General features: G+C 65.4%; 26 protein-coding genes. 8 read left to right on the top strand and 18 right to left on the bottom strand.

The genetic code is table 11. The features are described 5' to 3' along the window. Window positions 1–4: 4 nt before the first annotated feature. The 3 genes from crtI to FHG09_RS10050 form a co-directional block, all read right to left on the bottom strand. Entirely contained in the window at window positions 5–1,645 is a 1,641-nt protein-coding gene (gene crtI / locus FHG09_RS10040; RefSeq protein WP_227492686.1) for a phytoene desaturase family protein, read from the bottom strand. Continuing rightward, window positions 1,642–2,583 carry a phytoene/squalene synthase family protein gene (locus tag FHG09_RS10045; RefSeq protein WP_152347500.1) on the bottom strand — a complete coding sequence of 314 codons (942 nt, stop codon included), beginning with the start codon at window positions 2,581–2,583 and terminating at the stop codon, window positions 1,642–1,644. The genes crtI and FHG09_RS10045 overlap by 4 nt, the downstream gene beginning before the upstream one ends. A gap of 62 nt (window positions 2,584–2,645) precedes the next feature. Further along, complete coding sequence (locus FHG09_RS10050; protein ID WP_152347501.1) at window positions 2,646–3,011, bottom strand: VOC family protein; 366 nt, start codon at window positions 3,009–3,011, stop codon at window positions 2,646–2,648. A 290-nt stretch (window positions 3,012–3,301) separates the two neighbouring features. Here FHG09_RS10050 and FHG09_RS10055 point away from each other — a divergent pair, with 290 nt between their 5' ends. The 3 genes from FHG09_RS10055 to FHG09_RS10065 all read left to right on the top strand — a co-directional run bounded on the left by FHG09_RS10055 (window position 3,302) and on the right by FHG09_RS10065 (window position 5,785). After that, on the top strand, window positions 3,302–4,438 hold the full coding sequence (locus FHG09_RS10055; RefSeq protein WP_152347502.1) for a hypothetical protein: 1,137 nt from the start codon (window positions 3,302–3,304) through the stop codon (window positions 4,436–4,438). A 141-nt stretch (window positions 4,439–4,579) separates the two neighbouring features. Further along, window positions 4,580–5,347, top strand: a complete 768-nt coding sequence (locus FHG09_RS10060; RefSeq protein ID WP_227492687.1) for a GAF and ANTAR domain-containing protein — start codon at window positions 4,580–4,582, stop codon at window positions 5,345–5,347. A 117-nt stretch (window positions 5,348–5,464) separates the two neighbouring features. Further along, complete coding sequence (locus FHG09_RS10065) at window positions 5,465–5,785, top strand: hypothetical protein (RefSeq protein ID WP_152347503.1); 321 nt, start codon at window positions 5,465–5,467, stop codon at window positions 5,783–5,785. A gap of 9 nt (window positions 5,786–5,794) precedes the next feature. Here FHG09_RS10065 and FHG09_RS10070 read toward each other — a convergent pair whose 3' ends face one another. Continuing rightward, the gene (locus FHG09_RS10070) at window positions 5,795–6,208 is read right to left on the bottom strand and encodes a CBS domain-containing protein (RefSeq protein WP_152347504.1); all 414 of its coding nucleotides are present in this window, start codon (window positions 6,206–6,208) and stop codon (window positions 5,795–5,797) included. 313 nt (window positions 6,209–6,521) lie between these two features. Between FHG09_RS10070 and FHG09_RS10075 the strand changes: the two genes are divergently transcribed. From FHG09_RS10075 to FHG09_RS10090, 4 genes are all read left to right on the top strand, one after another. Further along, window positions 6,522–7,625, top strand: a complete 1,104-nt coding sequence (locus FHG09_RS10075) for an iron-containing redox enzyme family protein (protein WP_152347505.1) — start codon at window positions 6,522–6,524, stop codon at window positions 7,623–7,625. After that, window positions 7,618–7,863 (top strand): CDGSH iron-sulfur domain-containing protein, encoded by a 246-nt coding sequence (locus FHG09_RS10080; RefSeq protein ID WP_152347506.1) that lies wholly within the window; start codon window positions 7,618–7,620, stop codon window positions 7,861–7,863. Before FHG09_RS10075 ends, FHG09_RS10080 begins: the two co-directional genes overlap by 8 nt. Window positions 7,864–7,906: 43 nt before the next feature. Then, complete coding sequence (locus FHG09_RS10085; RefSeq protein WP_152347507.1) at window positions 7,907–9,088, top strand: zinc-dependent alcohol dehydrogenase; 1,182 nt, start codon at window positions 7,907–7,909, stop codon at window positions 9,086–9,088. A gap of 110 nt (window positions 9,089–9,198) precedes the next feature. After that, window positions 9,199–11,352 (top strand): catalase, encoded by a 2,154-nt coding sequence (locus FHG09_RS10090; RefSeq protein WP_152347508.1) that lies wholly within the window; start codon window positions 9,199–9,201, stop codon window positions 11,350–11,352. 118 nt (window positions 11,353–11,470) lie between these two features. Here FHG09_RS10090 and FHG09_RS10095 read toward each other — a convergent pair whose 3' ends face one another. The 12 genes from FHG09_RS10095 to FHG09_RS10145 all read right to left on the bottom strand — a co-directional run bounded on the left by FHG09_RS10095 (window position 11,471) and on the right by FHG09_RS10145 (window position 20,944). After that, the gene (locus FHG09_RS10095; protein ID WP_152347509.1) at window positions 11,471–13,108 is read right to left on the bottom strand and encodes an NAD-dependent epimerase/dehydratase family protein; all 1,638 of its coding nucleotides are present in this window, start codon (window positions 13,106–13,108) and stop codon (window positions 11,471–11,473) included. Beyond that, on the bottom strand, window positions 13,105–13,953 hold the full coding sequence (locus FHG09_RS10100) for a GvpL/GvpF family gas vesicle protein (RefSeq protein ID WP_193627348.1): 849 nt from the start codon (window positions 13,951–13,953) through the stop codon (window positions 13,105–13,107). Before FHG09_RS10100 ends, FHG09_RS10095 begins: the two co-directional genes overlap by 4 nt. After that, window positions 13,950–14,273, bottom strand: a complete 324-nt coding sequence (locus FHG09_RS10105) for a gas vesicle protein K (protein WP_152347511.1) — start codon at window positions 14,271–14,273, stop codon at window positions 13,950–13,952. The genes FHG09_RS10100 and FHG09_RS10105 overlap by 4 nt, the downstream gene beginning before the upstream one ends. Next, window positions 14,270–15,253, bottom strand: a complete 984-nt coding sequence (locus tag FHG09_RS10110; protein WP_152347512.1) for a gas vesicle protein — start codon at window positions 15,251–15,253, stop codon at window positions 14,270–14,272. Before FHG09_RS10110 ends, FHG09_RS10105 begins: the two co-directional genes overlap by 4 nt. Before the next feature lie 25 nt (window positions 15,254–15,278). Then, window positions 15,279–15,764: a gas vesicle protein gene (locus FHG09_RS20260; RefSeq protein ID WP_319803257.1), complete on the bottom strand. Its 486-nt coding sequence runs from the start codon at window positions 15,762–15,764 to the stop codon at window positions 15,279–15,281. Between the two features lie 13 nt (window positions 15,765–15,777). Then, window positions 15,778–16,272, bottom strand: a complete 495-nt coding sequence (locus FHG09_RS10120) for a gas vesicle protein (RefSeq protein ID WP_152347514.1) — start codon at window positions 16,270–16,272, stop codon at window positions 15,778–15,780. Next, on the bottom strand, window positions 16,269–16,520 hold the full coding sequence (locus tag FHG09_RS10125) for a gas vesicle protein GvpG (RefSeq protein WP_039206887.1): 252 nt from the start codon (window positions 16,518–16,520) through the stop codon (window positions 16,269–16,271). The genes FHG09_RS10120 and FHG09_RS10125 overlap by 4 nt, the downstream gene beginning before the upstream one ends. Window positions 16,521–16,528: 8 nt before the next feature. Further along, window positions 16,529–17,281 carry a GvpL/GvpF family gas vesicle protein gene (locus FHG09_RS10130; RefSeq protein WP_152347515.1) on the bottom strand — a complete coding sequence of 251 codons (753 nt, stop codon included), beginning with the start codon at window positions 17,279–17,281 and terminating at the stop codon, window positions 16,529–16,531. Further along, window positions 17,278–17,712, bottom strand: coding sequence for a gas vesicle protein GvpJ (gene gvpJ / locus FHG09_RS10135; RefSeq protein WP_152347516.1), 435 nt, complete (start codon window positions 17,710–17,712; stop codon window positions 17,278–17,280). The genes FHG09_RS10130 and gvpJ overlap by 4 nt, the downstream gene beginning before the upstream one ends. A 31-nt stretch (window positions 17,713–17,743) precedes the next feature. Next, window positions 17,744–18,856: an SRPBCC family protein gene (locus FHG09_RS10140; RefSeq protein WP_193627349.1), complete on the bottom strand. Its 1,113-nt coding sequence runs from the start codon at window positions 18,854–18,856 to the stop codon at window positions 17,744–17,746. Next, window positions 18,849–19,529, bottom strand: a complete 681-nt coding sequence (locus FHG09_RS19825; protein WP_193627350.1) for a hypothetical protein — start codon at window positions 19,527–19,529, stop codon at window positions 18,849–18,851. The genes FHG09_RS10140 and FHG09_RS19825 overlap by 8 nt, the downstream gene beginning before the upstream one ends. Window positions 19,530–19,804: 275 nt before the next feature. After that, window positions 19,805–20,944: a YbdK family carboxylate-amine ligase gene (locus FHG09_RS10145; protein WP_152347518.1), complete on the bottom strand. Its 1,140-nt coding sequence runs from the start codon at window positions 20,942–20,944 to the stop codon at window positions 19,805–19,807. Window positions 20,945–21,259: 315 nt separating this feature from the next. Here FHG09_RS10145 and FHG09_RS10150 point away from each other — a divergent pair, with 315 nt between their 5' ends. Further along, the gene (locus FHG09_RS10150; protein WP_152347519.1) at window positions 21,260–21,568 is read left to right on the top strand and encodes a hypothetical protein; all 309 of its coding nucleotides are present in this window, start codon (window positions 21,260–21,262) and stop codon (window positions 21,566–21,568) included. Here FHG09_RS10150 and FHG09_RS10155 read toward each other — a convergent pair. After that, window positions 21,563–23,401 (bottom strand): MFS transporter, encoded by a 1,839-nt coding sequence (locus FHG09_RS10155; RefSeq protein ID WP_152347520.1) that lies wholly within the window; start codon window positions 23,399–23,401, stop codon window positions 21,563–21,565. The two genes, FHG09_RS10150 and FHG09_RS10155, sit on opposite strands and share 6 nt — an antisense overlap. A 322-nt stretch (window positions 23,402–23,723) precedes the next feature. After that, window positions 23,724–24,905: an NAD(P)/FAD-dependent oxidoreductase gene (locus FHG09_RS10160; protein WP_152347521.1), complete on the bottom strand. Its 1,182-nt coding sequence runs from the start codon at window positions 24,903–24,905 to the stop codon at window positions 23,724–23,726. Between the last annotated feature and the right edge of the window lie 51 nt (window positions 24,906–24,956).

The following is a 24,956-nucleotide window of genomic DNA, read 5'->3' on the forward strand; positions in this document are numbered from 1 at the left end:
CCCCTCACTGTGCAGGGATCGGCAGCGGTCCCGGGCTGGAGTCTCCGCGGAGGCGTTTGAGGACGAGCTCGGCGCTGATGAGGCACATCGGCACGCCGACCCCGGGCGCCGTCGTGGCGCCGGCATAGAACAGCCCGTCGACCGTCTTCGAAGAGTTCTGCCGTCGGAACATCGCGCTCTGTCGCAGTGTGTGCGCAGGTCCGAGCATCCCGCCGAGCCAGGAGTTGAATCCTTCGGCGAAGTCCGTCGGGCCCTGGGTTCTGCGCACTCTGATCCGCCGTCGCAGGTCGGGGATATCGGCCCACCGGGCGATCTGGTCGATCGCACGGTCGGCGGCCGCCTCGATCCGCGGGTCCCCTCCGCCGTCGTCTCCCCCGGCTCCGAGCCCGGCATCGGCGGGGACGGGGATGAGGAGGAAGAGGTTCTCGTGCCCGGGCGGGGCGACGGTGGGATCGGTGGCGCTGGGCCGGCAGGTATAGACCGAGGCCGGTGAGGGGATCTTCTGCTTGGACCCGAAGATCGCGTCGAAGTTCGCTCCCCAGTCATCGGTGAAGAACAGCGAATGATGCGGCAGCGCCTCGAGCTCGCCCTCGATGCCGAGGAAGACGAGCACCGCGCCGGGACCGCTCGTCACCGACGCCCACGAGCGTTCGGGGAAGCTCTGGTCCTCGGGGTCGAGCAGCTGCGTCTCCGTGTGGTGGAGGTCGGCGGCGGAGACGACGACATCGGCGGAATGCGTGTGCGCGGGTCCGGCGCCGTCGGTCCAGCTCAGACCGGTGACCCGGCGTCCGGTTCGGCCGCGGCCAGGTGCTGCCTCGGTGTCGATGTGCGTGACATCGGCTCCGCTGTGCAGGCGCACCCCGGAGCGTTCGGCCAGCCGGACGAGGGCGTCGCTGATCGTATGGAACCCGCCCATGGGGTAACTGACACCTTGGTCGAGGTCGAGGGTGCTCATGAGGTGGTAGATCGCCGGTGCCCGTCGCGGATCGGTGCCGAGGAAGATCGCGGGGTACTGGAGGATCTGGCGCAGCACCGGATCGTTGACCGAGGCTTCGGCGAAGCCGGCCAGCGACGTCCCCAGCTGCCGGACGAGTTCCGGGAGCGCGCCGAGGATGTCCCGATGGAGCAGGGACCGTGGTGAGGTGAAGGGGTTGTAGAGGAAGTGGGCGAGCGCGAGCTCCTTTGTGCGCGCGGCCGAGACGAGGTAGTCATCGAGGGCGTCTCCCGTGCCGCGTTCGACGCTCTCGAAGGTCTCCAGCACTCGGGACCTGCCCTCTGGGATCGTCAGTGCTCGAGTGCGCCCGGGGGCGCCCGAAATCGCATCGACCGGTCCCGGTGGGCTGAATACGGTGTAGCCGGGATCGAGCGTGCGCAGGTCGATTTCGGCGTCGGCGCTGGTGCCGGCGAGAGCGAAGAAGTGTTCGAAGACCTCGGGCATGAGATACCAGGAGGGCCCGGTGTCGAAACGGAAGCCGTCACGCTCGAACACGCCGATGCGCCCGCCGAGGTGGGAGTTCTTCTCGAACAGGTCGACCGAGTGCCCTTCGCGGGCGAGGAGGATCGCCGTGGCCAGCCCGGCGGCTCCCCCGCCGATGACACCGGTCCGCGGGCTGCTGTCGGCAGCGGAGCCGATCCGCCTGTTCACTTCCGCCCCTCGCGGGCTGCGGTCATGAGTGCGTGGGCTGTCAGTCGAGCCTTGACGGCGTTCGGAACCCGCACCCGCTGCCGGTAGAGCTCGGCGACGGGGGTCGTGGCAATCCTGTCGGTCAGGGCGGTGAAGAGCGCACAGGCGCAGCGGACCGCGGTGCGCGCGTCTTTCGGCAGTCCGGCGATGGCGTCCTGGGCTGCGGCGAGCTGCTGTCGGATCGTGTTCACCCACTCGGCTTTCTCCGCCTCGGTGAGCCGGTGTCCCGGGGTGAGGTAGCTGCGGCCGAGGCGCTGATCGTCGTCGGCCAGGTCGCGCAGGAAGTTGACGTTCTGGAACGCTGCTCCCAGCTGCCGTGCCCCGTGCTCGAGCCGTGCGACCTCGGCGGGGGTGCGGTCGAGATCGATGAGGAAGACCTTGAGGCACATGAGTCCGACGACCTCGGCGGACCCGAAGACGTACTCGGCATGTTCATTCGCATCGAAGCCGCGGACCGGCGGCGGTGTTCCCTCCTCGATTCCGTGACCCGATCGGGATTTGGTGCCTGCGGATTCGATGTCTGCGCGCATGGAGGCGAAGAAGGGGTCGATGAGCTCGGCGTCGATGCCGGCTGCGCGAGCAGTCTTGGCGAAGGCGTGGATGACGAGGTTGTCGCTGATGCCGCTGCTCAGTGCCGCGTGGGTGGCGGAGGCGAACCGGTCCAGCATCTCCCGCTGTTCGGCGTCGGCAAGCCCTGCCTCGGCGGCCAGGCCGTCGACGATCTCGTCGGCGATGCGGACCAGGGCGTAGATGTTGCGGATATGGTGCCGGTTCCTGACCCCGAGCAGTCTGACCGCAAGCCCGAAGGAGGTCGAATAGCTCGCGATCACGGCCCTGGTCGCATCCTCGGCGGTGCGCGTGTAGAGCTCATCGGTTGTGGTGCGGCTTCGCGGCGTCATGTTCGTTAGCTTAGCTAAAGAAATGCCTGAGGAGCGAATCTCCGCTGCCGGCCGAGGCGACGTCACTCGAGGACGAGGCAGAAGGGGCGTCCGATCGGGTCGGCGTAGACGCGGAAGGTCGGATGCTCGTCCGAATCGTCGAGCAGCCTGCCGCCGGCCTCGAAGACCGTGGGCTCGGCGTCCTCATAGGAGGACACGAGGATGTCGATGTGGACCTGCAGCGGAACGGAGTTGTCCGGCCAGGTCGGGGCGACGAAGTCCTCCGCTCGTTGGAAGGAGAGGATCTCCCGCCCCGAGGGCTCATAGAGGTTGACCCAGTCCGCGTCCTCGTCCGGAGCCACTGTTCCGCCGAGCAGCGTTCGGTAGAACCGCGCCGTGTCGATCGGCACGGGGCAGTCCATAGCGGTGGTGTTGAGACGTCCGATCATCGTGGTCCTTCTTTCCTCACCGGAGTGCAGACGAATGCTGTGGCCGTGAGTGCGGTCTTAGACCACGTTAAGCTCCCGGTCTCGACAGCGACAAGACCCGTCGGTGCCCAATGCAAACCCCCGCCTGGCCGCTGCGAGGCCTGAGGTTGAGGATCCCCGAGGCCGATCGGGCCGCGTAGACGAAACCCGCGGATATGTAAAGACCCTTCCGCACGAACTTCGCCCTCAATAGCGTCACTGGCAACACGGGAGCCCCTGCGGCTCCTCGATCCGATTCGGAGGAAGACATCATGACTTCACCCATCCAACTGGCCCGCACCTACGCGCGCTCCTATGAGGCGTCGTCGCGCAAGGGCAAGGGCACGATCCTCGACACGCTCACCGAGGCGACCGGTTGGACTCGCGATCACGCGCGCCACCAGCTGCGCAGCCAGTTCCATCAGATCAGGGCCGGGGTCTCCCTCGACGCCGTCGTCGACCGCCGTCGTCTCAAGCCGAAGAAGTTCTCCCCCCGCGCGCAGCGGGCTCTCGAACTGGTGTGGAAGTCCTCCGGTCGCCCCTGCGGCAAGTACCTCGAGGCGGGGATGTCCGACTGTCTGGACTCCTTGGAGAGGCACGGCCACCTCCGTGAGGGACGGCACGGCTATTCGTCCTCGGTGCGAAGGGAGCTCCTCGACATCTCCGCGGCGACGATCGATCGGTACCTGCGCGGCGCCAAGGCCGGCGACCACGACGATTCGTGGCTGACGGGCACCGGGGCGGGGATGCGTGCTTCGCTTCCGCGGCAGCGCATGCGTTCGCTCCTCGAGCCCGAACCCGGCTACTTCCTCGTCGAACTGCTGACGATCACGACACCGACCGGCGAGGACTGCGTCACAGTGACATTCACCGACGTCGAGATCGGGTGGGTGCACACGAAGACCTTCGCCCCCGGCACGCAGGTCGTCGACATGCTCGCGCAGATGGTCCGCGCGGTGCCTTTCATCGTCACCGGGGTCCTGCTGCCGCCCGCGGTTCCGGACAGCGCCGTCGAGACGTGGGCGGAGGAGAACCTCATCGAATTCCACTGCATGAGCGATCTCCGACAGGGTTCTCGCGTGCCCGATCGGACGTTCAGCGGCCTTGACCTCCCGCTCGGCACACCGCACGATATCGAGGCCGCGATCGCGAGAGTCAACGAGCTGTGGTCGGCCCTGGCCGACCGCCTCAATTACTTCATGCCCGTGAAGAACCCGGTGGGCTGGCGTCTCACTCCCGCCGGAGAGCGTCGACGCGAATACGATCGACCGGACACACCGGTCTCCCGACTCATCGCATCCGGTATCCTCTGTCCCGAACAGACTCGGGAACTGCGTGAGAAGAGTCAGGGACTCGACATCGCCGGGCTCACCGCACGCATCGAAGAGCTGAAGTCGACTCTGCGCTGAAGGGACACTTCGCCGCCGGGCCCGGCGGGCAGCGACGGAAAACCACCGTCGGGGCCCATTGACGGGGCCCTGACGCGGACGAATACTGAAGACAGCAATCCCAGGGTCGGCACCTGAGACACGATTGGAGCGGCATCTCTGATGGACGAGACCTCAGCAGAATTCACCGACGGCATACCCCGCGCGGCCGCGACTCCAGCGCCCACCGATACCGATGCCGAACGGCATCGACTGACGGCGCAGATCGGCGAATGGGCACGCTCACTCGTGCTCGAACCCGATGACCTCCTCCTCAAGGTGATGGTGGACGAAGCGCTGCGAATCATCCCGGGGGTCGATCATGCATCACTCTCGATCGTCAGCCGCGATGACCTCATTCGGTCCCGAGCTCCCTCAGACATGATCCCCGAGCGACTGGACGCTCTGCAGTCGGAGCTGCACGAAGGACCGTGCTTCGACTCCATCCGCGAGCATCGCATCGTCCGGGTCCCGGATCTCACCGATCCCACTCCCTGGCCCCGGTTCGCCTCCAGCGCAGTCGCGGAGGGGGTGAGGAGCATGCTCGCCTTTCAGCTCTTCGTCGAGACCGACAGCCTCGGCGCCCTCAACCTGTACTCGAAGACGCCCCGCGCCTTCGACCAGGAATCGGAGGACATCGGAAGCGGGGTGGCCGCCCATGCCTCTCTGGCTCTGGCCAACGCGCAGAAGCAGGGTCAGCTCTACGAGGCAGTGGCCTCGCGGGATCTCATCGGGCAGGCCAAGGGGATCCTCATGGAACGGCACAAGATCAGTGAGCACGAGGCGTTCCTGCTGCTCACGAGGGTGAGCTCGAAGACGAACACGAAGCTGCGTGAGGTCGCCGAGGAGTTCGTCCGCACCGGTGCGCTGCCGGGCACGATCACCGACTGATCGGGCACGTCGTCTTCTCATTCTCTTCGACCTGCCACTTGTTGTCCGGTGCGGCACTGGGTTAATCTGAGAATCGGTCAAGCAGATGGCCTCCGTCCTGGACCCAAGGGGACCACTGTGTACACATTGCTCAACAACAGCGAAGCTTCCAAGTTCGATCTCTACCTTCCCGGACAGCTCGTCGCCTCGCTTCACTACACGATCACACCGGACGAGATCATGTTCGTCTACTGTGAAGCCATCGAGCCACTCGATTCGGAACGCCATTGCCGCGAACTCCTGCGCCTGGCTCTCGAAGACTCACTGAATCGCCGGATCCCGATCACCGTCTCGTGCCCGATCGCGCGCAAGCACATCGACAGCGACCCGGTGATCGGTGCCCAGATGCAGACTCTGCCCAAGAACGTGGGGCATAAGCATGAGAGCACACTCGACTAGCCACCGATCTCACTCGGACATCTTCTCCACAAGGTCGCCGATGCGGGTGTCCCACTCGCTGCGAGCCACATCGGCCTGAGCGAGCATGCCCACGAGTTCGTGCCCGTCGATGACGGGAAGTCGGCGGACCTGATGGTCCTTCATCGTCTGCAGCGCCTCACCGACGTTGTCATCGGCACCGATGGTCACCGGCTTGCCCTGGGCGAGATCCCCGACTATCGCCGTCTTCGGATCTCCGCCCTCTGCGATGCACTTCACGACGATGTCACGATCCGTGATCATGCCTTTGAGTCGGTTGTCCTCTCCGCAGATCGGAAGGGATCCGAAACCCTCCTCGCGCATGTGCTGTGCAGCCTTCTCGAGTGTCTCGTTCTCGCCGACGCACTTCGCGCCCGGAGTCATCAGTTCACGTGCTGTCGTCATCTTCATCGTCTCCTCGTGTCAGTGTGCGTGTCGGTTGCTCTCCCGCAGCGGGAACGGTCGGATGACCGACTCTCCAGGTGCGGGACACTCATCATGCTGAGTGCTCCCGGGGAGTGTCCAGGGGGCCGCCGCCCTCGGTGGGTGCCTCAGACACCGCTGCCGTTCCGGACCGCAGACGGAGCCGGAGTCCTGGTTGCGCGGCTGCGCAATCCCTCAGCGGCGATGAAGTGTGAGTCTCGTATGGCCGCTGACACCGGCGCTGCACTTTGTCACGCTGTCAGTTCAGCCACCACCGACGATGAGGAACCAGCGGATGACACGGACAGGTGCGATCGACGAACTGAACAGCCCTGCATCGCTCACTGCGCCGGAGCGCGGGCTCGCGCCTCGGCCGAGAGGCGAGGTCACCTCGCTGCTGCTCAGCGTGCTCACATCTGACGGCGGGGAAGCTGCTGAGCTGCTGCCCGAACTCGACGCGGCCGCTTCTTCTGCGCTGGTGTCGAGTGAGGACATGTTCCGCGACGAGGATCTGCAGCTGGCGCTCCACCTTCTCTACACCCTGCACACCGGCCCTGCCGATTTCGTGCACGGAGACTGGGAATGGGACCCCTCGCTGATCGGGGTCCGCGGCAGGATCGAGAGCCGCTTCGAGACCGCACTGCGAGCACTCGCGCCATTGCCGGACCTCATTCCGCGCTCCGGCGCAGAGCTCGCCGAGACGCTGTTCTCCATGACGAGTGAGGTGGCGCAGCCGGAGCTGGCCACGTGGGCGGCGCGGCACGCCTCAGTCGATCAGCTCCGAGAATTCCTCATCCACAAATCCATCTACACCCTCCGCGAAGCAGATCCCCATTCATGGGCGATCCCCCGACTCCGCGGTCGGGCGAAGGCAGCTCTCGTCGAGATCCAGGCAGACGAGTACGGAGGCGGCAGACCCGACCACGTCCACGCCGAGATCTTCGCCGGGACGCTGCGCGAGTTCGGCCTCGACGACAGGCCCGACCATTACCTCGACGAGGTCCCTGCGATCACTCTCGCTTCGGTGAACGCGATGAATCTCTTCGGCCTCAACCGACGCCTGCGAGGTGCCGCGATCGGCCATCTGGCCGCATTCGAGATGACTTCGTCCATTCCCAACGGCCTCTACTCCCGCGCCTTCAGCAGGAACGGCTTCGGCCGGGACGTCACATGGTACTTCGATGAGCACGTCGAGGCCGATGCCGTGCACGAGCAGATCGCGGCGCACGACCTCGCGGGAGGAGCCGCCGATGATGAGCCCGGCCTCATCCCCGACATCCTCTTCGGTGCCGCCTCCTGCCTCTGCCTCGACGACATGAGCGGTTCCCACATGCTCGAAGCCTGGTCGGCAGGAGAGTCCTCGCTGAGGAAGACCCCGAAGGAGGCTGTCTGTGGATAGTTCGAGCGACCCGGTCACGATCACCCCCTGTCCCGACGGGCCTCTGCTCGTCCGCGGCGACTTCACCGTCCTCACGGCACCGGGGCGGGAGGAGACGGCGACCGATCGCCGGGTGGTCGCCCTGTGCCGGTGCGGCAAGACCGGCATACCTCCGTTGTGCGACGGCTCCCATCGCGCAGTCGGCTTCCGTGCCCCCGCTCCACCCGCAACGGCAGAACCTCCGCCGGGGGACGGATGAGCCCGAGCGGACGAACAGACTGTCGATTGAGTAGGAGAGAGCAATGCGAGCAGTCACCTGGCAAGGGAAACGAAACATCTCGGTGGAGACGGTCGACGATCCGATCCGCCACAAGTCGAATGACGCGATCATCGAAGTCACCTCCACCGCCATCTGCGGGTCCGACCTCCACCTCTACGAAGTGCTGGGACCATTCATGGACCGCGGAGACATCATCGGGCACGAGACGATGGGTCGAGTCGTCGAGGCCGGCCCCGATTCCGGCTTGTCGGCCGACGACCGGGTGGTCGTGCCGTTTCCCATCTCCTGCGGCCGCTGCTGGATGTGCAAGCAGGGGCTGTACACCCAATGCGAGACCACACAGGTGAGGCAGTACGGGTCCGGGGCACAGCTGTTCGGCTACTCTCGACTCTACGGGTCTGTGCCCGGCGGGCAGGCAGAATACCTCCGTGTCCCCTATGCCGATGTCGGACCGATCAAGGTCGGTGCGGATCTTCCCGACCACCGCTACCTCTTCCTCAGCGACATCCTCCCCACGGCCTGGCAGGCAGTGAAATACGCCGGGATCAGAGAAGGAGACTCGCTCGGCGTCTACGGCCTCGGGCCTGTCGGCCAGTTCTCCGCCCGTATCGGCAGACACCTCGGTGCGCAGGTCTTCGCTCTCGACCCGGTCCCCGAACGTCGTGACATGGCCGCTCGCCACGGGATCGAGGTCTTCGACTTCGACGAGGACGCACATTCGGCCATCCGAGAGGCCACCTCCGGGCGTGGGCCCGACGCGGTCGTCGACGCCGTGGGGATGGAAGCGCACGGGTCCCCGCTGGCCTCGGCCGCACAGCAGGCGACCGGTCTGCTCCCGCCCCCGGCCGCGCGGAAGCTCATGGAGACCAGCGGCATCGACAGGACCGCGGTCCTCCACGCGGCGATCGATCTGGTCCGTCGGGGCGGGACCCTCTCGCTCAGCGGAGTCTACGGAGGAGTGCTGTCTCCCATGCCGCTGCTCACCCTCTTCGACAAGCAGATCCAACTGCGGATGGGACAGTGCAATGTCCGCAGCTGGACCGATGATCTCCTGCCCCTGGTCGAGGACTCCGCGGATCCGCTGGGGGTCGACGACCTCGTCACCCACCGGCTCCCCCTCGGATCCGCTCCCGAGGCCTATGAGATGTTCCAGCAGAAGACGGACGGCTGCATCAAGGTCGTCCTCGATCCGAATGCGGGATGATAATCCGTCCGCCGCTTCAGCACAAGGGGCTCCACGCGTGCGCGGATCGCCTCTACCGTCAGAAAACGCCAGCGCAGGACTGAGAGTCCTGTCATCAGTGAGGAGACATCATGAGTTCAGAAGAGCGTCCGACCATTCCCGGCAAACCCGGCTCCCGCACTCCGGACTTCGAAGAACCGACGACACCGCGAGAGCCGCTGCCGCCGAAGCAGGACCAGAGCGGACCGCGTCCGACGACGCCTACCGGAGCCCCCAGCAGCGACACCCAGGAGGATCAGGCCCAGCAGGGCAGCTGGCTGACCACGGCCCAGGGCGCTCGGCTCTATGACACGGACCATTCGCTCAAGGCGGGATCGCGGGGACCGACTCTCCTCCAAGACCACCACCTGCGGGAGAAGATCACCCACTTCGACCACGAGCGCATCCCCGAACGTGTCGTCCACGCCCGCGGTTCCGCAGCCCACGGAACGTTCGTCTCCTACGGCTCCGCCTCGGGGATCACGAAGGCGGCCTTCCTCGCCCCCGATGTGGAAACGGAAGTCTTCACACGCTTCTCCTCCGTTGTCGGCTCCCGGGGGTCTGCAGATTCCGTTCGCGACACCAGGGGCTTCGCCACGAAGTTCTATACGACGGACGGGGTGTTCGATCTCGTCGGCAACAACATCCCGGTCTTCTTCATCCAGGATGCGATCAAGTTCCCCGACATCGTCCATGCGGCCAAACCCCACCCCGACCGTGAGATCCCGCAGGCGCAGAGCGCCCATGACACCTTCTGGGACTTCGTGTCCCTGCACACCGAGGCGACCCATCACACGATGTGGCAGATGTCCGACCGCGGCATTCCCCGCTCCTTCCGGACGATGGAGGGCTTCGGGATCCACACCTTCCGATTCGAGAACACCGCCGGTGAGACCTCCCTGGTGAAGTTCCATTGGAAGCCGAAGGCGGGAGTCCATTCGCTCATCTGGGAAGAGGCGCAGATGGTCAATGGCGTCGACCCCGATTTCCACCGCCGGGACCTCGCCGATGCCATCGAAGCCGGAGCGGGCCCGCAATGGGAACTCGGCGTCCAGGTCTTCCCGGACGATCCGAGTGAGACCTTCGAGGGGATCGATCTGCTCGACCCCACGAAGATCGTGCCCGAGGAACTCGCGCCCGTGCAGCCGCTGGGTATGCTCACACTCGACCGCAACCCCAGCAACTTCTTCGATGAGACCGAGCAGGTGGCCTTCCATCCCGGGCATGTGGTCCCGGGCATCGACATCACCGACGATCCTCTGCTCCAAGGGCGGCTGTTCTCCTATCTCGACACTCAGCTCACCCGACTGGGCGGACCGAACTTCTCTCAGATCCCGATCAACCGTCCGCACTGCCCGGTCAATGACATGTTCCGCGACGGCATGCACCAGACTGCCGACCATCGCGGCACCGCACCGTACAAGCCGAATTCGCTCGACGGCGGCAACCCCTTCCCTGCCGAGCAGACCGACGAGCATACGTTCGTCGAAATCGCCCACCAGATTCCGGCGTCGAAGAAGGAACGCCGATCGCCGGAGTCCTTCGACGACCACTATTCCCAGCCGCGCATGTTCTGGCTCAGCCTCACCCCCGTCGAACAGCAGCACCTCGCCGATGCCTTCACCTTCGAGCTCGGCAAATGCTACGAGGAGACGATCCGGGAGCGCGAAGTCGCTGTGCTCGCCTCCGTGGACTCGGAGCTTGCCCGCATGGTCGCCGAGGGGCTGGGCCTCGAGGCCCCTGTGGCTCAGACGCCGCCGCGCAGCGATATCGAACCGAGCCCGGCACTGTCCCAGGTGGGGAAGCGCTGGCCGGTCGACGGGCGCAAGATCGGCATCGTCACCGGCAGGGGGACCGACGCCGAGCAGGTCATCCGCGCCTACGACCGCATCGCCGAGGCGGGAATGGTTCCCATCACGATCGCTCCGGTGGGCGGACGCATCACCTCCGGCGAGCGGAGCGTCGCCGTCGAGCGGACATACCTGACCGTGGCCTCGAGCGAACTCGACGCCTTCTTCTTCGCCGATGGTGCCGAGCTGACCACCGAGATCGAGCTCCTGATCACGGAAGCGTGGCGTCATCTCAAGTTCATCGCCGCCAGCGGAGACTCCTGCACAATGATGGAGAAGTACGGCATCAAGGCCGACGACCCTGGAGTCTACTGCAAAGATGACCTCGAAACAGCGCTCTCGCAGCTGCAGGAGGGCCTGAGCGAGCACCGAGCTTGGGCCCGGGTCGAGGCCTGAGACACGGCATGCCATTGCTGAAGAAAGGTGACGTCGCCGACAGCGGAAGCCCGGGAGTACGGCTCACAGCTCGTCGATGCGGCCGGAGGCCTCGAAGACCGGAGCAGGATACGGTGTCTCAGTCGCCCCGCACAGGGCTGACTCCCGAGGCCTGATCGTAGACAGCCCGATCCCGGCGGAACGCTCGGCTCCGAGCATAGCTGTGCACTGTGTCGAGCACTCCGCGTTGGTGTTCTGCCTTCTGCGCGAACTCACGGAACTGTTCGGCATCCAGGCCGAGTGCCTCGGCGTTGTCCTCGAGCGTCTGCCACATTCCCAGTTTGCCGATGACCGCGCTGCGCATCAGCTCGGCTTCGAGCACGAGGGTCATGGGCGAGCGCTTGAGCAGCGAGCCGTTGCTCTTGAGCCTGCCGACCCGTTCGCCGACCCACGACACCGCCTCGGCGACGGGACGGCGCCGGAGACCGAGCTCGCCGATGAGGTGCTGGACGTACAGATGCTCTCCGCGGATCTCCGCGGCCAGCTCGGACAGGGCCGCGAAGACGGGAGTGTCGACGAAGTCGGCCGCCATCCGTTCGATCCTCTCCGCTCCGGCGGTGGCCCCGGTGAGATGGTCGCTGAGATAGAGACCCAGGAAGTCCATGTCGACCTGCTCGTCCGCACCCGGTGCGTCGTGCCCGCTGCTCGTATCGTCTGTTGCCCGCAGCCGCGCATGTTCGACATCGCGTGGACGCAGCGGAACGGAAGCGGCGCCCTCGCCGTCGGCCATGCCTTTGAGCAGTTCGCGCGCGGCGTCCATGGCACTGTACTCCGGCTCCCAGTCGAGTTCCCGCCGTGCGCCCGCATTGTCCATCAGCGGCACGTGCAGGCCCATGTCGAGCCATCCTGCATCGGCGGCGACCAGTGAGCTGCTGTGGCCCATGCTCAGAGCCGCGCGCACTGCGCCGTTCGGCACCGGGACGTGTCTGCCGTGGTCGAGCAGTTCGGCCAGATCCTTCGGATGGAGCACATCATCGGCGCAGATGTTGAAGGCACCCGGACGGCGTCGGAGGACACTGGCGACATAGGCGCGTGCGACGTCGGTGGAGTGGACGGCTTGGACGCCGCGCAGTCCCGCAGGCAACGGCAGGAACGGCAGCCGGCCTGCTCGCAGCAGCTGCATGGGCATCCAGGTGCTGAGGAAGTACCGCTGGATCTCCGAGGCGGCAGGGGCGCCGAAGATGAGCGCAGGACGCAGCCGGGTCACGGTGATCTCGGGGTGGTCGGCGCAGAAGTCGTCGAGCACGCGTTCCTGGGCGGCTTTGTCCACACTGTAGTGGGAGGAGAGGATCCCCTCGGTGGGCCATGCCTCATCGCGCTTGTCCATGCTGTCATCGGGAGAGTAGGCGCCGACCGAGGACGCCACGACGAGATGCGGGACGCCGGCCGCCGCGACGGCTGCGGCCACACGGGCCGTGCCGTCGACGTTGACGCGTCGGAGCAGGTCCCGGTCGCTGTTGGGCTGGATCAGCCAGGCCAGATGGATGACGGCGTCGGCACCGGTCAGCGCTTCTGTGAGATCGCGGTGGGCCGTGTCCTCGCTGCTCGCGGCGGCGATGTCGATCGCTCTCCATTCGCATCCGGAATACGGTTCGGCCTCGGTGTCGGGCATCCGTCTGGAGATCCCCAGCACCGAGGTGATGTCGGGCGTGCGCCCGAGCACGTCGAGGACCGCTGTGCCGACGTTGCCGCTGGCTCCGATGACTGCGACTCTCATGTTGTCTCCCCCTGCGGGTTCGGCGTCGGTGCGTCTGGTGCAGAGCTGCTCGGGTTCCGCTCCTCGCTGATGGAGACGTCGGCGAAGGAATACGGCGGCCACGGGCCGAGGAAGCGGATGGACAGAGCGGGCTGGGCCTTCTTGAGCGCGGTGAGCTCAGCTCCCAGCGCCGTGATCTCTGTGCTTCTCACCAGGCATGAGGCCATGATCACCGGTGTCAATCCACTCTCGCGGCTCGTGGAGCGGTGTTCCTCGATGTCGAGGCAGTGGGCGGCGATCCTGGCCCTGATCTCCGGATAGATCCTGTCGGCCGCTCGATCGACGATCTCCTTCTCCGTCTTCTCCAGTCGCTTCTCGAGCAGTCGGCGCACTCCTGCAGGACGGTTCTCCATCTCCGTCCTCATGTCGCCGACCTCTGCGTCGACCTCCTCGAGCAGGCTTCCGTCCAGGGACAGTTCGACGCGCAGCTCGGAGGTGTCGCGCAGCTCCTCGAGCCGTCTCGACAGCGTCTCCGCGGAGTCGTCGAGCCAATGTTCGAGCTGTTGGGTCGCCGTCGCCTCGGTCTCGGGGTCCGAGCGGACGATGACGTTGAAGGAGACCGGGAGGAGGGCCGGTGAGTTCTGCCAGGCATCATCGATGACTTCGCTGTGTTCGAGCACCCACCGACGCACGGAATCGTCCGGCCCGTCGAAGGGACCTCGGGTGTGGCGGTGGACCACGGCCCTCGGTCCCGTGTCGCGTCCCACCATGTGGAGCGCGGAACCGTCGATGCCCGTGACGGCAGGAGTGTAGTCGTCGCCGGCGACGACGGCGTAGACGTAGAGCATGTCACCCTCGGCGTTCATTCGACGCCCTTTCCGTTCTCCTCGGCCCATCTTGCCGGATTGATGAGCTTGTCGACGACTTCATCGACGACGTCGTCGAGGCCTCGGTGCAGATCGTCGACGGAGCCGGTGATCCCGTGCTGGTCCTTGATCTGGTCCATCGCCTCATCGAGTTCGAGGAGGGCCTCGCCGAGGCGGTTCTGTTCGTCCTCGGTGAGGTCCCCGCCTTCCATCCGGCGCATCGCTTGGGTCTCGAGGGCTTCCTGAATCACCTCGACGAGGGTGACGACGAGGGTGAGAACCCCGTGTTTGAGGCTCTCCTCGTTGACATTGAGCGTCATGATGCTGCTCCTTCTTCGGCGCGTTCGGCACGGTTGCTGTCAGGTCGCGTGGGCTCCTCGAGGGGCACGTGAGCCCTGTCATCGAGTGCTCCTGTTCGCCAGTCGTCGAGCATCCTGGACCATGCACCGGCATCGTCTGTGGCCAGTGTGATGGTCGAGTCCCCGGTCTCGAGGATGAGGGCCTGTCCGTCGTCGGTGGGGTTGCTGTGCTCTTCCCGGTGCATGGCCTTCAGCTGTTCAGGGGAGATCCGCACTCGGGCGCGGCCGTCCATCGGCGACCTCCAGGTCAGTTCCGTGTTCGAAAGCTGCGCCTGTCCGCCGCGCCACGTGCTCCCGGACGACAGGGTCTCGAGAAACCACATCCGACCCTCCCGCAGAGGTCGGTCCACCGCCGTCGTCGCCTCCGGCGCCGAGGATGAGCCGCCGTCGGCCCGGTCGAGCCGAGCCTGGACCAGGGAGATGAGGCGATCGGGCTCGAGGGCCGAAAGGATCGCCTCGGTGCCGTCGTTGAGCCCGACGAGGATGCGCGTGCGCTCTTCACCTCCGATGGAGGGCTCGCGCAGCGCGGAGACCGAGGCGATCGCGTCCAGGCGCGTCTGCCACAGTGTTTCTGCAGGGTCCCGTCGATGGATGATGAGACGCTGGGTGGTGAGATAGGCGCTGCCGGGCCGCCACGTCCGATAGAAGTTGTCCTGATAGTGCCCTCCGGCCATCTTGGCGAGGATCTCCTCGTCGGCGGCCAGCGGCAGATGTGTGCGGACCGCTCTCTGCACCCACTCCCGGGTGTCGCGGTCCCACTGCTGCATCATCCCGTACTCGATCATCGTCTCGATCCCCGCGATCGTGGCGCGCAGATTGATTCCGATGAGCGGGATGTCCGACACCGAGATGATGAGGTCGAGGTTGAGATGGACACCCTTGTTGAGAAGCACCTCGATGAGGTCGGGCAGAGTCGCCCGCGGGTCGCGTGTGGGCTGCATGATCACGTCTCCGGGCATGGTCGCCTCAGCGGTCGTCGCCGGAAGAGCCGGCGGCGGGAGTGCCCGCATCGGCGGATGAGCCGGCGGCTTGTTCCGCGGAGGTGTCAGCGTCGTCCGCGGAGTTCAGCTGAGCCGGCTCCCCGGCCTCGATCCGCTTCGAACGCGCACTCTGCCACCCGCACCAGGGGCAGTAGTCGTTCATCAGCTGCGCAAGTGCGGAGCGCTTCCCGCATTCGGGGCAGGTGTCCTTCTGCTCGACTGCTTCCTTCCACGCGACGGTCTCCCGGTCCGTGCCCGCGGGGAAGTCCAGTCCGTAGCGGGCCGCGGTCTCGAAGGAGGCCAGGGCGGCCCTGATCCGGATTCCCAGCAGCTCGACACCGGCCACGGAGACCATGATGTCCGCGTTGAGGACCAGACCTTTGTCCAGCAGCGTCTCCACGACGTGCAGCAGCGTGCCTTCCTGGCTGCGCTGCGGCTGCATCGCGTCGTTCGGCTGATTCATGATGCTCATATCGCCCTTTCGATCACTCGCTCGGCCGGCCGCGAACGTAGCGATCCTTCCTGTCATAGGCCATGAGCTCACCGTCCGCATCGAGCTCGACCTCGTACTCGGCCAGCAGATCCGCGCTGTCGGGAATGCGTCGCGATTCCACGACCTCCAGACGCACGGACCAGCGGTCGTCCTTCCACCTCGTGCCGACCACGGACTCCGGCGGTCTGCCGGTGAGGGTGCTGAACTGCTCGATCGCCTTCTTCACCGCGCTGACCGCAGAGATCCTCTGACCGGTCGCGCTGTGGGACCGACTCTCCGAGCGCGAGGACGACTTCGCCTTCTCAGATGACGGGGCCGTCGCCTTCTCGCGTGAGGACGACGCGGATGCGGGCGACCGGCGGGACGTCCCGGCTGTCGTGCGCTCCTTCTCAGCCGGCTTCCGGGCGCGCTTCGTGGTCGTGCCTCCATCGTCTGCAGAGCTGCCCTCTGCTCTCGACTCTTCGTTCGCTCTCGACTCTTCGCTCATCGGTCCTCCTCGGTTCTGCGCCGACGGCCCTCGAGCAGTCGTCCGACGAGCTCACGCTCGAGGGCATCGGCTTCGTCATCACTGATCGATCCGCGCTCGCGTGCCCCGGCGACCTCTTCCAGCTGGCGCCGGATGGCACCGGGATCGAAATAGCGCTTCTCGGCTTCTCCTCTGACCTGCTCGGCGACCCATACGGTTCCCTTCAGCGGTGCCAAGGGAGCACCGAATACTGCTGACAGGAGTCCCATGACGTCACCTATGCCTCGGGGACGAAGTCGTAGGGTGCCTGCGGTCCGATCAGCCGGAATCTCATCCGCTCCTGGTTCGCCTCCGCCAACTCCTCGATGACGGCGTCGAACTCGTCGAGGGCGTCCCTGCGGACCAGCACCGCCACCTCGGCGACGTCCTCGGCCTGGCCGACTTCTCGCATCGCCGTCTCGACGGTCGCAGAGCGGATCTGCTCGAGGATCGGAGGAGCTTCGGTCCTTCTCCAGCTCTCCATCGTCGTGACGACGATCTCTCCGAGCCGGATGCGTTCGTTCCTCGTCTCGTCTTCGCTCGTGCCGCTGATCCTCTCCCTCAGCTCGGCCACTTCGGGGTTGCCGCTGACGATCTCCCGCAGTATCGCGTCTCGATCGAAGGTGATCCTCAGGGTGAACTGCGTGCATCCGGACAGCTGTTCGAGCGCCTCGGCGAAGACCTCCGCCTGCGGAGCAAGAACCTCCTCGGCGATATCGGCCCCTCCGGGGACGACGGTTCCGAATGCAAGCGGCAGCACCGGTTGCTTCTCGGCCAGCTCATCGAGGACGACGCTGTGGTTCTGCAGAGCTTCGGGAGTGCCCAGCATCCCACTGTCCGCGAGTTCCGTGAACACGGCCGCAACTGGCCCGGACTCGACGAGAGCGAGGGCATTGCCCTGCACCCCGTCGGGCCCGGTCGGCAGCTCGGCACCGGCGCGTACGATCCCGTACAGATACCGATCTGCCAAGGGTGCGCCTTCTTCACTCATTCGGACTCCGAGGAGCTGCGCGCCGGGCGTTTGGTCCGGCGACGCGACTTCTCCTGGTTCGAACTCTCACCGGAGTCGTCATCGGAGTCATCCGAGGTGAGGGCATCCTTGATGCCTTCCACAGCGCCCTGGGTCTTGCCCTTGGAGCCGTTCTCCATCATTCCGCCCATCATCTCCGGCAGATCGCGTCCGCCCTGCTGGGTCAGATCGAGGCGGTTCGTCGCCTCGGCGAAGCGCAGATAGGTGTCCACGCTGGCGATGACGATGCGCGCGTCGATCGTGAGAATCTCGATCCCCACCAGTGAGACGCGTACGTATGCATCGATGACCAGGCCCTTGTCGAGGATTATCTCGATGACGTCCGCGAGCGAACTCGATGACGGACGGTCGACGTAGCTGCCGCGTGAACGTTCAACTGTGCTGGTGCTCATTGTCCTTGCCTACTTCCCAATCGGAGGGCGCTCAGCCGCGCCCCTCATCGTCTTCGGTGGGTTCTTCGGATTCCTCGTATTCCACGGGCTCCTCGGCCTCAGCGGCCTCCGGTTCCTCCTCGAAGTCCTCTGCGGGCTCCGCGTCGTCTGCCTCGGCCGGTTCCTCGTCCTCGTATTCTTCTGCCGGCTCCTCCTCGTACTCCTCTTCGGCTTCGCCCTCGGCGGGCTCGACGTCGGTCTCCTCCGCCTCGGATTCGTCGGGTTCATCCTCATCCGCGCCGGAGTCGTCATCCGCGACCTGATCCTCGGCCGGCTCGTCCTCGCTGTCTTCGGATTGGGCCTGGTCCTGTTCGAGGCCGTCCTCGTGGGAGGTGACGAGTTCCCCGTCGCGGATCTCTCCGCGCCATCCTTCGACGCTGTCGGGGTCGAGCATGATCTGTCTCATCACATGGCGGACGAAGAACTTCAGTTCGAGGCGGAAACGGCGGGGAACGGTGAACCACAGTGCACCGACGCCTTCCATGAAGCCCTGCTTGTGGTACTCGCCCACTGCAATGATCCGGGTCAGCCTGGGCGCAACCTCGTGGAAGGAGATGCTGCCGCTGATATAGCCCTTCTCGCCGGTCGATTCCCAGACGATGTGGGAGTCGGGAACCTGCTCGGTGATCGTGGCTTCCCAGGTCCGATGCGACCAGACGGCCTGCCCTTTGATGCTGAGGGTGACGTCGTCGGTGCGTTCGACGTTCTCGACCTTCTTCATGAAGTCGGGCCAGTCCTCGAACGTCGTGAACGCGTTGTAGGCCACGTTCAGCGGGACACCGACCTCGGCGGTCTCCACGATGTTGGAGAACTTGAAATCACCGGAGCCGCCCGAACCGCTCGAGCCGCCGCCGAACAGACCCTTGACCTTCTCCTTGACACCGGTCGTCGCTGCGGACAACGCCGCTTTCGCCGGTGACTTGCCCTCGGCGATCTCCTCTGCGCCGGCCTGGGCCGCAGGTGCCGGAGCATCGCCCACACCGTCGAGGCGGTCGGCGATCTTCTCGACTCTGTCGCCGACGGAGTTCACCGCCTTGCGTCCCACGGTCTTGGCGAAATCTCCGGCCTGCTGCTTGAGGCCGCTGAAGATCGAATCATCACTCATCTTCGGCCTCCTCGGGCTTGGCGGCGGCGCGGGTCGATGTCTTCTTCGCAGCCGTCGAGCGCTTGGAGCCCGACTTCGTGCGCGAACCGCGCGAAGCGGTCGAGGACTTCGACGACCGCGTGCCCCTCGCAGAGCGCTTCGCTGTCGAGGAGCGCTTGGCTGCCGGCTTCTTCGGAGCTTCCTCCTCTGCCTGCGGCTCGTCGTCGGTCTCCTGCTCCTCGTCGGTCGGCTCCGCCTCGTCGGCTTCAGACTCCTCCGAGTTCTCGGGAGCGTTCTCGTCCTCTGCCTCGGGTGCGTCCTCTTCGTCGTCCGCGCCCTCCCTGTCATCGACATTGGGGTCGATCGAGTCGGCGGCGTCGTCGAGGGTCGACTTCATCTTCTCGGTCTGATCCTGGAGCTTGACGCTGAGCTGATCGACTCCCTTCGCCGCCACGGCTTTGACCGCGCTCTTGCCGGATTCGGCGAGACGACCGGTGATCTTCTCCTGGAGACTCTTGAGTTCGGGGGAAGAATCAGCGAAATCCTTGAGCCCGCCCAGAAGCTGATCGCGATTCTTCGCGGCAGTCGTTCCGGCGACAGCCGAGGCGACCGTGAGTGCCAGGCCGAGCTTCTTGGTTCTGCCGAGCATGTAGCCCGCCAGTATCAGACCGGTGATCTTCATCTTGTTGTTCATGATTGCCTCCGTCTCCGCGCTGATGGGCACGGACCGAGATTGAAGAATGGAAGCCAGGAGCCCAGGGCTGGGATTGCCATGCGATGGGTTGGCGCTCCTCTGTGCTGATCGCTGATTCGAGGGTCATCGCCTCGTGACGACAACGGCGGGAATCGTCTCCGCCCAGCGTCCGAAGCTGTCGCAGATTCCTGACTGCATCTGCGGGCTTCCTGTGTCGCGGAAGCCAAGAGCACTCTGCCCTTTCCACCATCATCTGTTCAGCCACCCCTGATCCGTCAAGGGGGGTCAGAAACGCTCCAGGAGGTGCCAGCCGATTGCTCAAAATCATCCTGAGAACTGTCTGTCAATCTGTGTGCTGCGTATTCCAACAGGCCCCCTGCCCCCTTTCTCGCCACCACCCGACGCTGCTCCTCAGAGCCGGTGCCCTGGCTGAGCAGACGGCGGAGTCCATGGTGAACACGGCGCATGTCCTGGGTTCGCGTCAGCGCCGGTCGTGCGCGGTGGAAGACCTTTCGGACTACCTCTGCGGCCGGTGCAGTCGTCTGCGTGTCCGGGTCCATGAGCAATCCCGTGAGACCGAAACGCGCAGCCTGCCAATGAGCGATGTTCAGCAGATTCGCAGGGACCGCGTCCGTTCCCGAGTCGTCCATGGCGACGTCTGCGAGCGCACGGGTGAGCAGCGCGAGGGTCACAGTGGTCGCGGTGTCCAGCTGCACGTCACTGGTCCGGACTTCGACGGTCCTGTGCTTCGGCGAGAGCCTGACCAGCCATCCCAGAGTCGCCTCGTCGAGCACCACGTCCGATCGCAGCGCAGCAGCGATCTGCGCATCGTAGTCGTCGAGGTCGTGGAAGTGAGGCGGGATGCCGAAGACGACCCACCGCCGGTAGTGGATGGAACGCCAGCTGGCGAAGCCGCTGTCGGCTCCGCGCCAGAGGGGAGAATTCGCGCTCAACGCGGTGAGCACGGGGATCCACCTGCGCAGGCCGTTGACAGCTCTCAGCCCCGCTTCCCTGTCGGGAATGTCGACATGGACGTGCATGCCGTTGACGTATTGGTCGGCGGCGATGCCGGGTGCGAGCTGCGCGAACTCACGGTAGCGGCCACCGTCGCTGACCCTCGTCGGGGCTTCGGGAATCTGAGACGCTGTGCCGAGGCCGACAGCGAGTAACCCGCGCGCCCGTGCCGCTGCCGAGAGGCCGCGTCGAAAAGAGTGCAGCGATTCGAACGCTTCTTCAGCCGTGGTCAGGACGGGAGTCGCGAACTCGATCTGCCCGGGCAGCCATTCGGCACAGGCTTCTCCGCTGCTCGGGTTCACCTCGTCCTCGATCTCCTGCAGGCTGCTCTTCGATCGAGCAGGCAGAAGTGAATGTCGATCGACGAGAAGGAATTCCTCCTCGATGCCGAATTCGCTCATCGTCACCTCATTCCGTTTCTGACCCGCTCACGCTATTGGACGGGCCGCGGATGCGACAGCAGATGCGGGACCTCACGGAAATACCTGCGTAGAGGCCCCGGCGGCAGGTGTGAGCGGTAGGCGCTCGCGGCGATTCAGACGCGGCAGCCGGTTCGCCGATCACCCCTAGCCTCGATCGAGAAGCAGCACATACACTTTCGGGAAGATCCGAGACGAGTGACCAGAGCATGAGCGAGGGTCGCTGGGTTCCGGATCGCTGGCACACCGGGCAGGAGACTTCCTGCTGCGAAAGTCACGAGCCGAATCAGCAGACGAATGGACGATCAGAACCCGAAGCGCATCGATCCCCGATCCGGCATCGCATTCTCAGACGAGCGAGCGATCAGGAGACGGAGGAAGCTCAAAGAGGCCGCCGAATTCTGGAACATGTCGGTTGCCGGAGTGTGGCTGCACTATGTCAGCCTCGGCGGTGACCTCACCGAATACGAGCTCGACGCCTACCTCCACGAGGCCTACTTCCTCACGCCCTATCAGCACGACATTCTGGCCGAGGCCGTCAATGAGCTCATCGATATGCTTCCCCCGCCTCCGCGAGCCCCGCTGACCGACGAAACCGGTCTATGACCGGTTGTCTCGGTACTCCAGCCTGCCGCGGCGATTGCGATGGACGGCTCCCTGCCGAATCGCCTCACGCACCGCCGCACGGAAGCGTCCGGGGCCCCACCGGCGAGCCCCGATCGCACGGTAGAGCTCCACCTCTCCGACAGGTTCCATGTCGCGGACGAAATCGATGATGCCGTTGACCTCGTTGGCCGAGACCTCGGGCGGAACGTCGCGTGAGGACACCGAAGGCCACGGTGCATAGACGCCGACCGATCCCGGGCCCGGACGCAGACGATCTCCTCGGCTTCGAGCCTCGGGGCTCGCCGACGATTCGGCCGCGTCGGCGGAATCTGCTCGCTCACCTCGCTCGGTCGGCTCGACACCGCTCTCCGCTGCGCCTTCGGCCTCAGCGTCCTCGGCCGTCAAGGGTCGGGCGATGTCTTCGAGGTCGGCACCTTCCGCCTTGACTCCGAAGATCAGTTCGGCCACGCCGCCGAGCGCCATGACCGCCGCACCGATGCAGAACGCCCAGGCCACTTGGGAACGATCGCCGGACTCGATCATGCCGCCGAAGAGCAGCGGACCGGCGATGCCTCCGGCGGCGGTGCCGATGGCGTAGAAGAACGCGATGGCCAGTGCTCGGGTCTCCATCGGGAAGATCTCGCTGACGGTGAGGTAGGCCGCACTGGCTCCGGACGAGGCGAGGAAGAAGCAGACGATGAGGATGACGAGGAAGAGCCATTCGCCGCCGACCTCAGCGTTGAAGACGAGTGCGAGGACCACTGCCACGACCGCCGATCCGAGGTAGCTGAACGAGATCATCGGTTTCCGACCGATCGTGTCGAAGAGTCTGCCGAGGATGACGGGGCCGGCGAAGTTGCTCAGCGACCACAAGATGATGAAGATCGGCACGGTGGCTGCCGCGACTCCGTAGAATCCGTTGAAGATCGTGCCCAGGTTGAAGGTGATGCCGTTGTAGAGGAACGCCTGCCCGACGAAGAGGACGAGACAGAGGATCGCGCGTTTGGGGTAGATCGTGAACGCGACCTTCATGATCTCGACGAACGAGATCGTCTTCCGCTGCCGGACGGTGATGGTCTTCTTCGGCGGCGGCAGGGTCTGTGAGGTCTCCGACTCGATGCCGTCTTCGATCTCGCGAACGATGCGTTCGGCTTCGTCGTTCTGGCCGTGGATGAACAGCCACCGCGGGCTTTCGGGCACGTTCTTCCGCACGACGAAGACGAAGATCGCCAGCAGCATGCCGACTGCGAAGGCCAGACGCCAGCCGATCATCTTCGGCAGGATGTCGGTGTTGAGGAGCAGCAGGGTCGTCGCCGCCCCGCCGGCGGCACCGAGCCAGTAGGAGCCGTTGATGATGAGGTCGATGCGACCGCGGACGCGGGCCGGAATGAGTTCGTCGATGGCAGAGTTCACAGCCGCGTACTCTCCGCCGATGCCCGCACCGGTGAGGAAGCGGACGAGGAAGAAGTACCAGGGAGAGAAGGAGAACGCGGTGGCGACCGTGGCGACGAGGTAGAGCACGAGCGTGATGAGGAAGAGTCTGCGGCGGCCGAAGCGGTCGGTGAGCTGACCGAAGACGATTGCGCCGACACAGGCACCGAGGACGTAGATGGCTCCGGCAGTGCCGATCTGCCCCGCGGTCATGTCGATGCCGCTGCCCTCTTCGGTCATCCGGGCCGCGACGTTGCCGACCATCGTGACCTCGAGTCCGTCGAGGATCCACACGCTGCCGAGTCCGACGACGACCATCCAGTGGAACCGGGCCCACGGCAGCCGATCCAACCGTGCCGGCACATCGGTCTTGATCGTCCCGAGTTCGACCTTCTCACTCATCACACGCCTCCTGGACATTTCCCGGACAGAGTCTTCTGATTGCCAGGAAGTCTAAGCACACTCTGCGGGGTCGACAAGGCATGGTGGGAATGCTCAAAGGCGAGTAGCCTACGCTCGTTCGAGCTCATGCGGGTGCCGTCTCTGCGGCATCGGATCGACGCAATGGCGGAGACAGTGGAGAGGCATGATGCTCACCGCTGGGGTTGCGAATTCCTCGGGGACGTCGCTCGTGACAGCGCCCACGAGTTCCTCATCGCGCCTCCGACTCCGCACGATCGGACCACCCCGAGATAGGCGGGTCGCTTCACAGCGCGTCCTCAGTTCACGAGATCCTGTTCACGAGATCGCCCGGTACGTGTTCCCAGTCTTCGGCCAGGACCTCCCGAGCGTCATCGAGGCGGTCCTCCATATTCACCATGAGAACGCCGCGGACGCGTCCGTCCTCGCCGAGGTAGTACACCACGCCATCCGTGTAGGGCGTCTGCCAGTCTTCGACGGTGCGCAGAGCAGGATCGAGCTCCCCGACCGCCTGGTACCCGAAGTCGAAGACATTCGTGTAGAAGTACGGCGTATGGGTGTAGGACTCGTTCGCGCCGGCCATGATCCGCCCGACGGCCTTGCCCATCTGGGTGGCGTTGTCGACGTGTTCGACTCGTTGTCGTCCGAGGATCCTGTCCGGATAGCGAGCAACGTCTCCGGCCGCGAACACGTCCGGCTCTGAGGTCCGCAGCGATTCGTCGACAATGATCCCGTCATCCGTGTCCAGGCCCGCCTCCTCTGCGAGCTCGGTCGCCGGTTCGAGGCCGAGGCCGACGACCACTGCGTCGAACTCGTGGGACTCGCCGTCGCAGTCGAGCACCACCCGATTGCCGTCGACGTGCCCACCCGAGGCCTTCGTGCCCGGCACGAGAGTCACGCCGTGGCTGCGATAGAGTTCGTGGAACTGCTTGGCGAGGTCCGGCGGGAAGACGGAGCCGCCGAGGGTGTCGTCGTCGAAGATCAGAGTCGTTCGGGTCTTGTTCTGCACCAGGGCGGCGGCGAGTTCGGTGCCGATGAAACCGCCGCCGATGACTGCGATGCTCAGGTTCTGGCCCGACAGGTCCCGCAGACGGCGGTAGTCGGCGAATTCGCGGAAGCAGATGACCCGCTCACCTTCGTCCAGATCGATGCCCTTCGGGCGGCCGCCGGTGACGAAGAGCAGCTTGTCATAGGTGAAGTCGCCGAGGCTCGTCCTCACGGATTTCGCTTCGACGTCGACCTCGGTCGCCTCCGTGCGGAGGCTGATCCGGGCTCCGGTCGCCTCGGCGGTGTCGAAGTAGTTGTCGCTCTCGTCGAAGCTCTCGTCGGTCCACAGTCGCTTGCTCAGCGCGGGACGCGTATAGGGCTCGTCGACGTCATCGCTGATGATAGCGATCGAACCCTGCTCGTCGATCTCCCTTATCCCCTGGGCCGCGGAGTCAGCGGCCATGCCGCCGCCGATGATCACATATCGGAACTCAGCCATGTCGGATGCTCCTTTTTCCGTTGTCTCTGCTGTGCCTGTGTTCGGTGTTCG

The sequence above is a fragment of the Brevibacterium sp. CFH 10365 genome (assembly GCF_009299785.1).
Taxonomy (GTDB): domain Bacteria; phylum Actinomycetota; class Actinomycetes; order Actinomycetales; family Brevibacteriaceae; genus Brevibacterium; species Brevibacterium limosum.

Excerpts from the sequence above, each read along its gene's own strand:
- FHG09_RS10085 (WP_152347507.1), top strand. The coding sequence starts at position 7,907 with ATGCGAGCAGTCACCTGGCAAGGGAAACGAAACATCTCGGTGGAGACG.
- FHG09_RS10090 (WP_152347508.1), top strand. The coding sequence starts at position 9,199 with ATGAGTTCAGAAGAGCGTCCGACCATTCCCGGCAAACCCGGCTCCCGC.
- gvpJ (WP_152347516.1), bottom strand. The coding sequence starts at position 17,712 with ATGAGCACCAGCACAGTTGAACGTTCACGCGGCAGCTACGTCGACCGT.
- FHG09_RS10105 (WP_152347511.1), bottom strand. The coding sequence starts at position 14,273 with ATGACGCTCAATGTCAACGAGGAGAGCCTCAAACACGGGGTTCTCACC.
- FHG09_RS10130 (WP_152347515.1), bottom strand. The coding sequence starts at position 17,281 with ATGAGTGAAGAAGGCGCACCCTTGGCAGATCGGTATCTGTACGGGATC.
- FHG09_RS10060 (WP_227492687.1), top strand. The coding sequence starts at position 4,580 with ATGGACGAGACCTCAGCAGAATTCACCGACGGCATACCCCGCGCGGCC.
- FHG09_RS10110 (WP_152347512.1), bottom strand. The coding sequence starts at position 15,253 with ATGCAGCCCACACGCGACCCGCGGGCGACTCTGCCCGACCTCATCGAG.
- FHG09_RS10050 (WP_152347501.1), bottom strand. The coding sequence starts at position 3,011 with ATGATCGGACGTCTCAACACCACCGCTATGGACTGCCCCGTGCCGATC.
- FHG09_RS10100 (WP_193627348.1), bottom strand. The coding sequence starts at position 13,953 with ATGAACGCCGAGGGTGACATGCTCTACGTCTACGCCGTCGTCGCCGGC.
- FHG09_RS10045 (WP_152347500.1), bottom strand. The coding sequence starts at position 2,583 with ATGACGCCGCGAAGCCGCACCACAACCGATGAGCTCTACACGCGCACC.
- FHG09_RS10070 (WP_152347504.1), bottom strand. The coding sequence starts at position 6,208 with ATGACGACAGCACGTGAACTGATGACTCCGGGCGCGAAGTGCGTCGGC.
- FHG09_RS10160 (WP_152347521.1), bottom strand. The coding sequence starts at position 24,905 with ATGGCTGAGTTCCGATATGTGATCATCGGCGGCGGCATGGCCGCTGAC.
- FHG09_RS10140 (WP_193627349.1), bottom strand. The coding sequence starts at position 18,856 with ATGAGTGATGATTCGATCTTCAGCGGCCTCAAGCAGCAGGCCGGAGAT.
- FHG09_RS10055 (WP_152347502.1), top strand. The coding sequence starts at position 3,302 with ATGACTTCACCCATCCAACTGGCCCGCACCTACGCGCGCTCCTATGAG.
- FHG09_RS10145 (WP_152347518.1), bottom strand. The coding sequence starts at position 20,944 with ATGAGCGAATTCGGCATCGAGGAGGAATTCCTTCTCGTCGATCGACAT.
- FHG09_RS10120 (WP_152347514.1), bottom strand. The coding sequence starts at position 16,272 with ATGAGCGAAGAGTCGAGAGCGAACGAAGAGTCGAGAGCAGAGGGCAGC.
- FHG09_RS10125 (WP_039206887.1), bottom strand. The coding sequence starts at position 16,520 with ATGGGACTCCTGTCAGCAGTATTCGGTGCTCCCTTGGCACCGCTGAAG.
- FHG09_RS19825 (WP_193627350.1), bottom strand. The coding sequence starts at position 19,529 with ATGAACAACAAGATGAAGATCACCGGTCTGATACTGGCGGGCTACATG.
- FHG09_RS10095 (WP_152347509.1), bottom strand. The coding sequence starts at position 13,108 with ATGAGAGTCGCAGTCATCGGAGCCAGCGGCAACGTCGGCACAGCGGTC.
- FHG09_RS10150 (WP_152347519.1), top strand. The coding sequence starts at position 21,260 with ATGGACGATCAGAACCCGAAGCGCATCGATCCCCGATCCGGCATCGCA.
- FHG09_RS20260 (WP_319803257.1), bottom strand. The coding sequence starts at position 15,764 with ATGAGCATCATGAATCAGCCGAACGACGCGATGCAGCCGCAGCGCAGC.
- FHG09_RS10075 (WP_152347505.1), top strand. The coding sequence starts at position 6,522 with ATGACACGGACAGGTGCGATCGACGAACTGAACAGCCCTGCATCGCTC.
- FHG09_RS10155 (WP_152347520.1), bottom strand. The coding sequence starts at position 23,401 with ATGAGTGAGAAGGTCGAACTCGGGACGATCAAGACCGATGTGCCGGCA.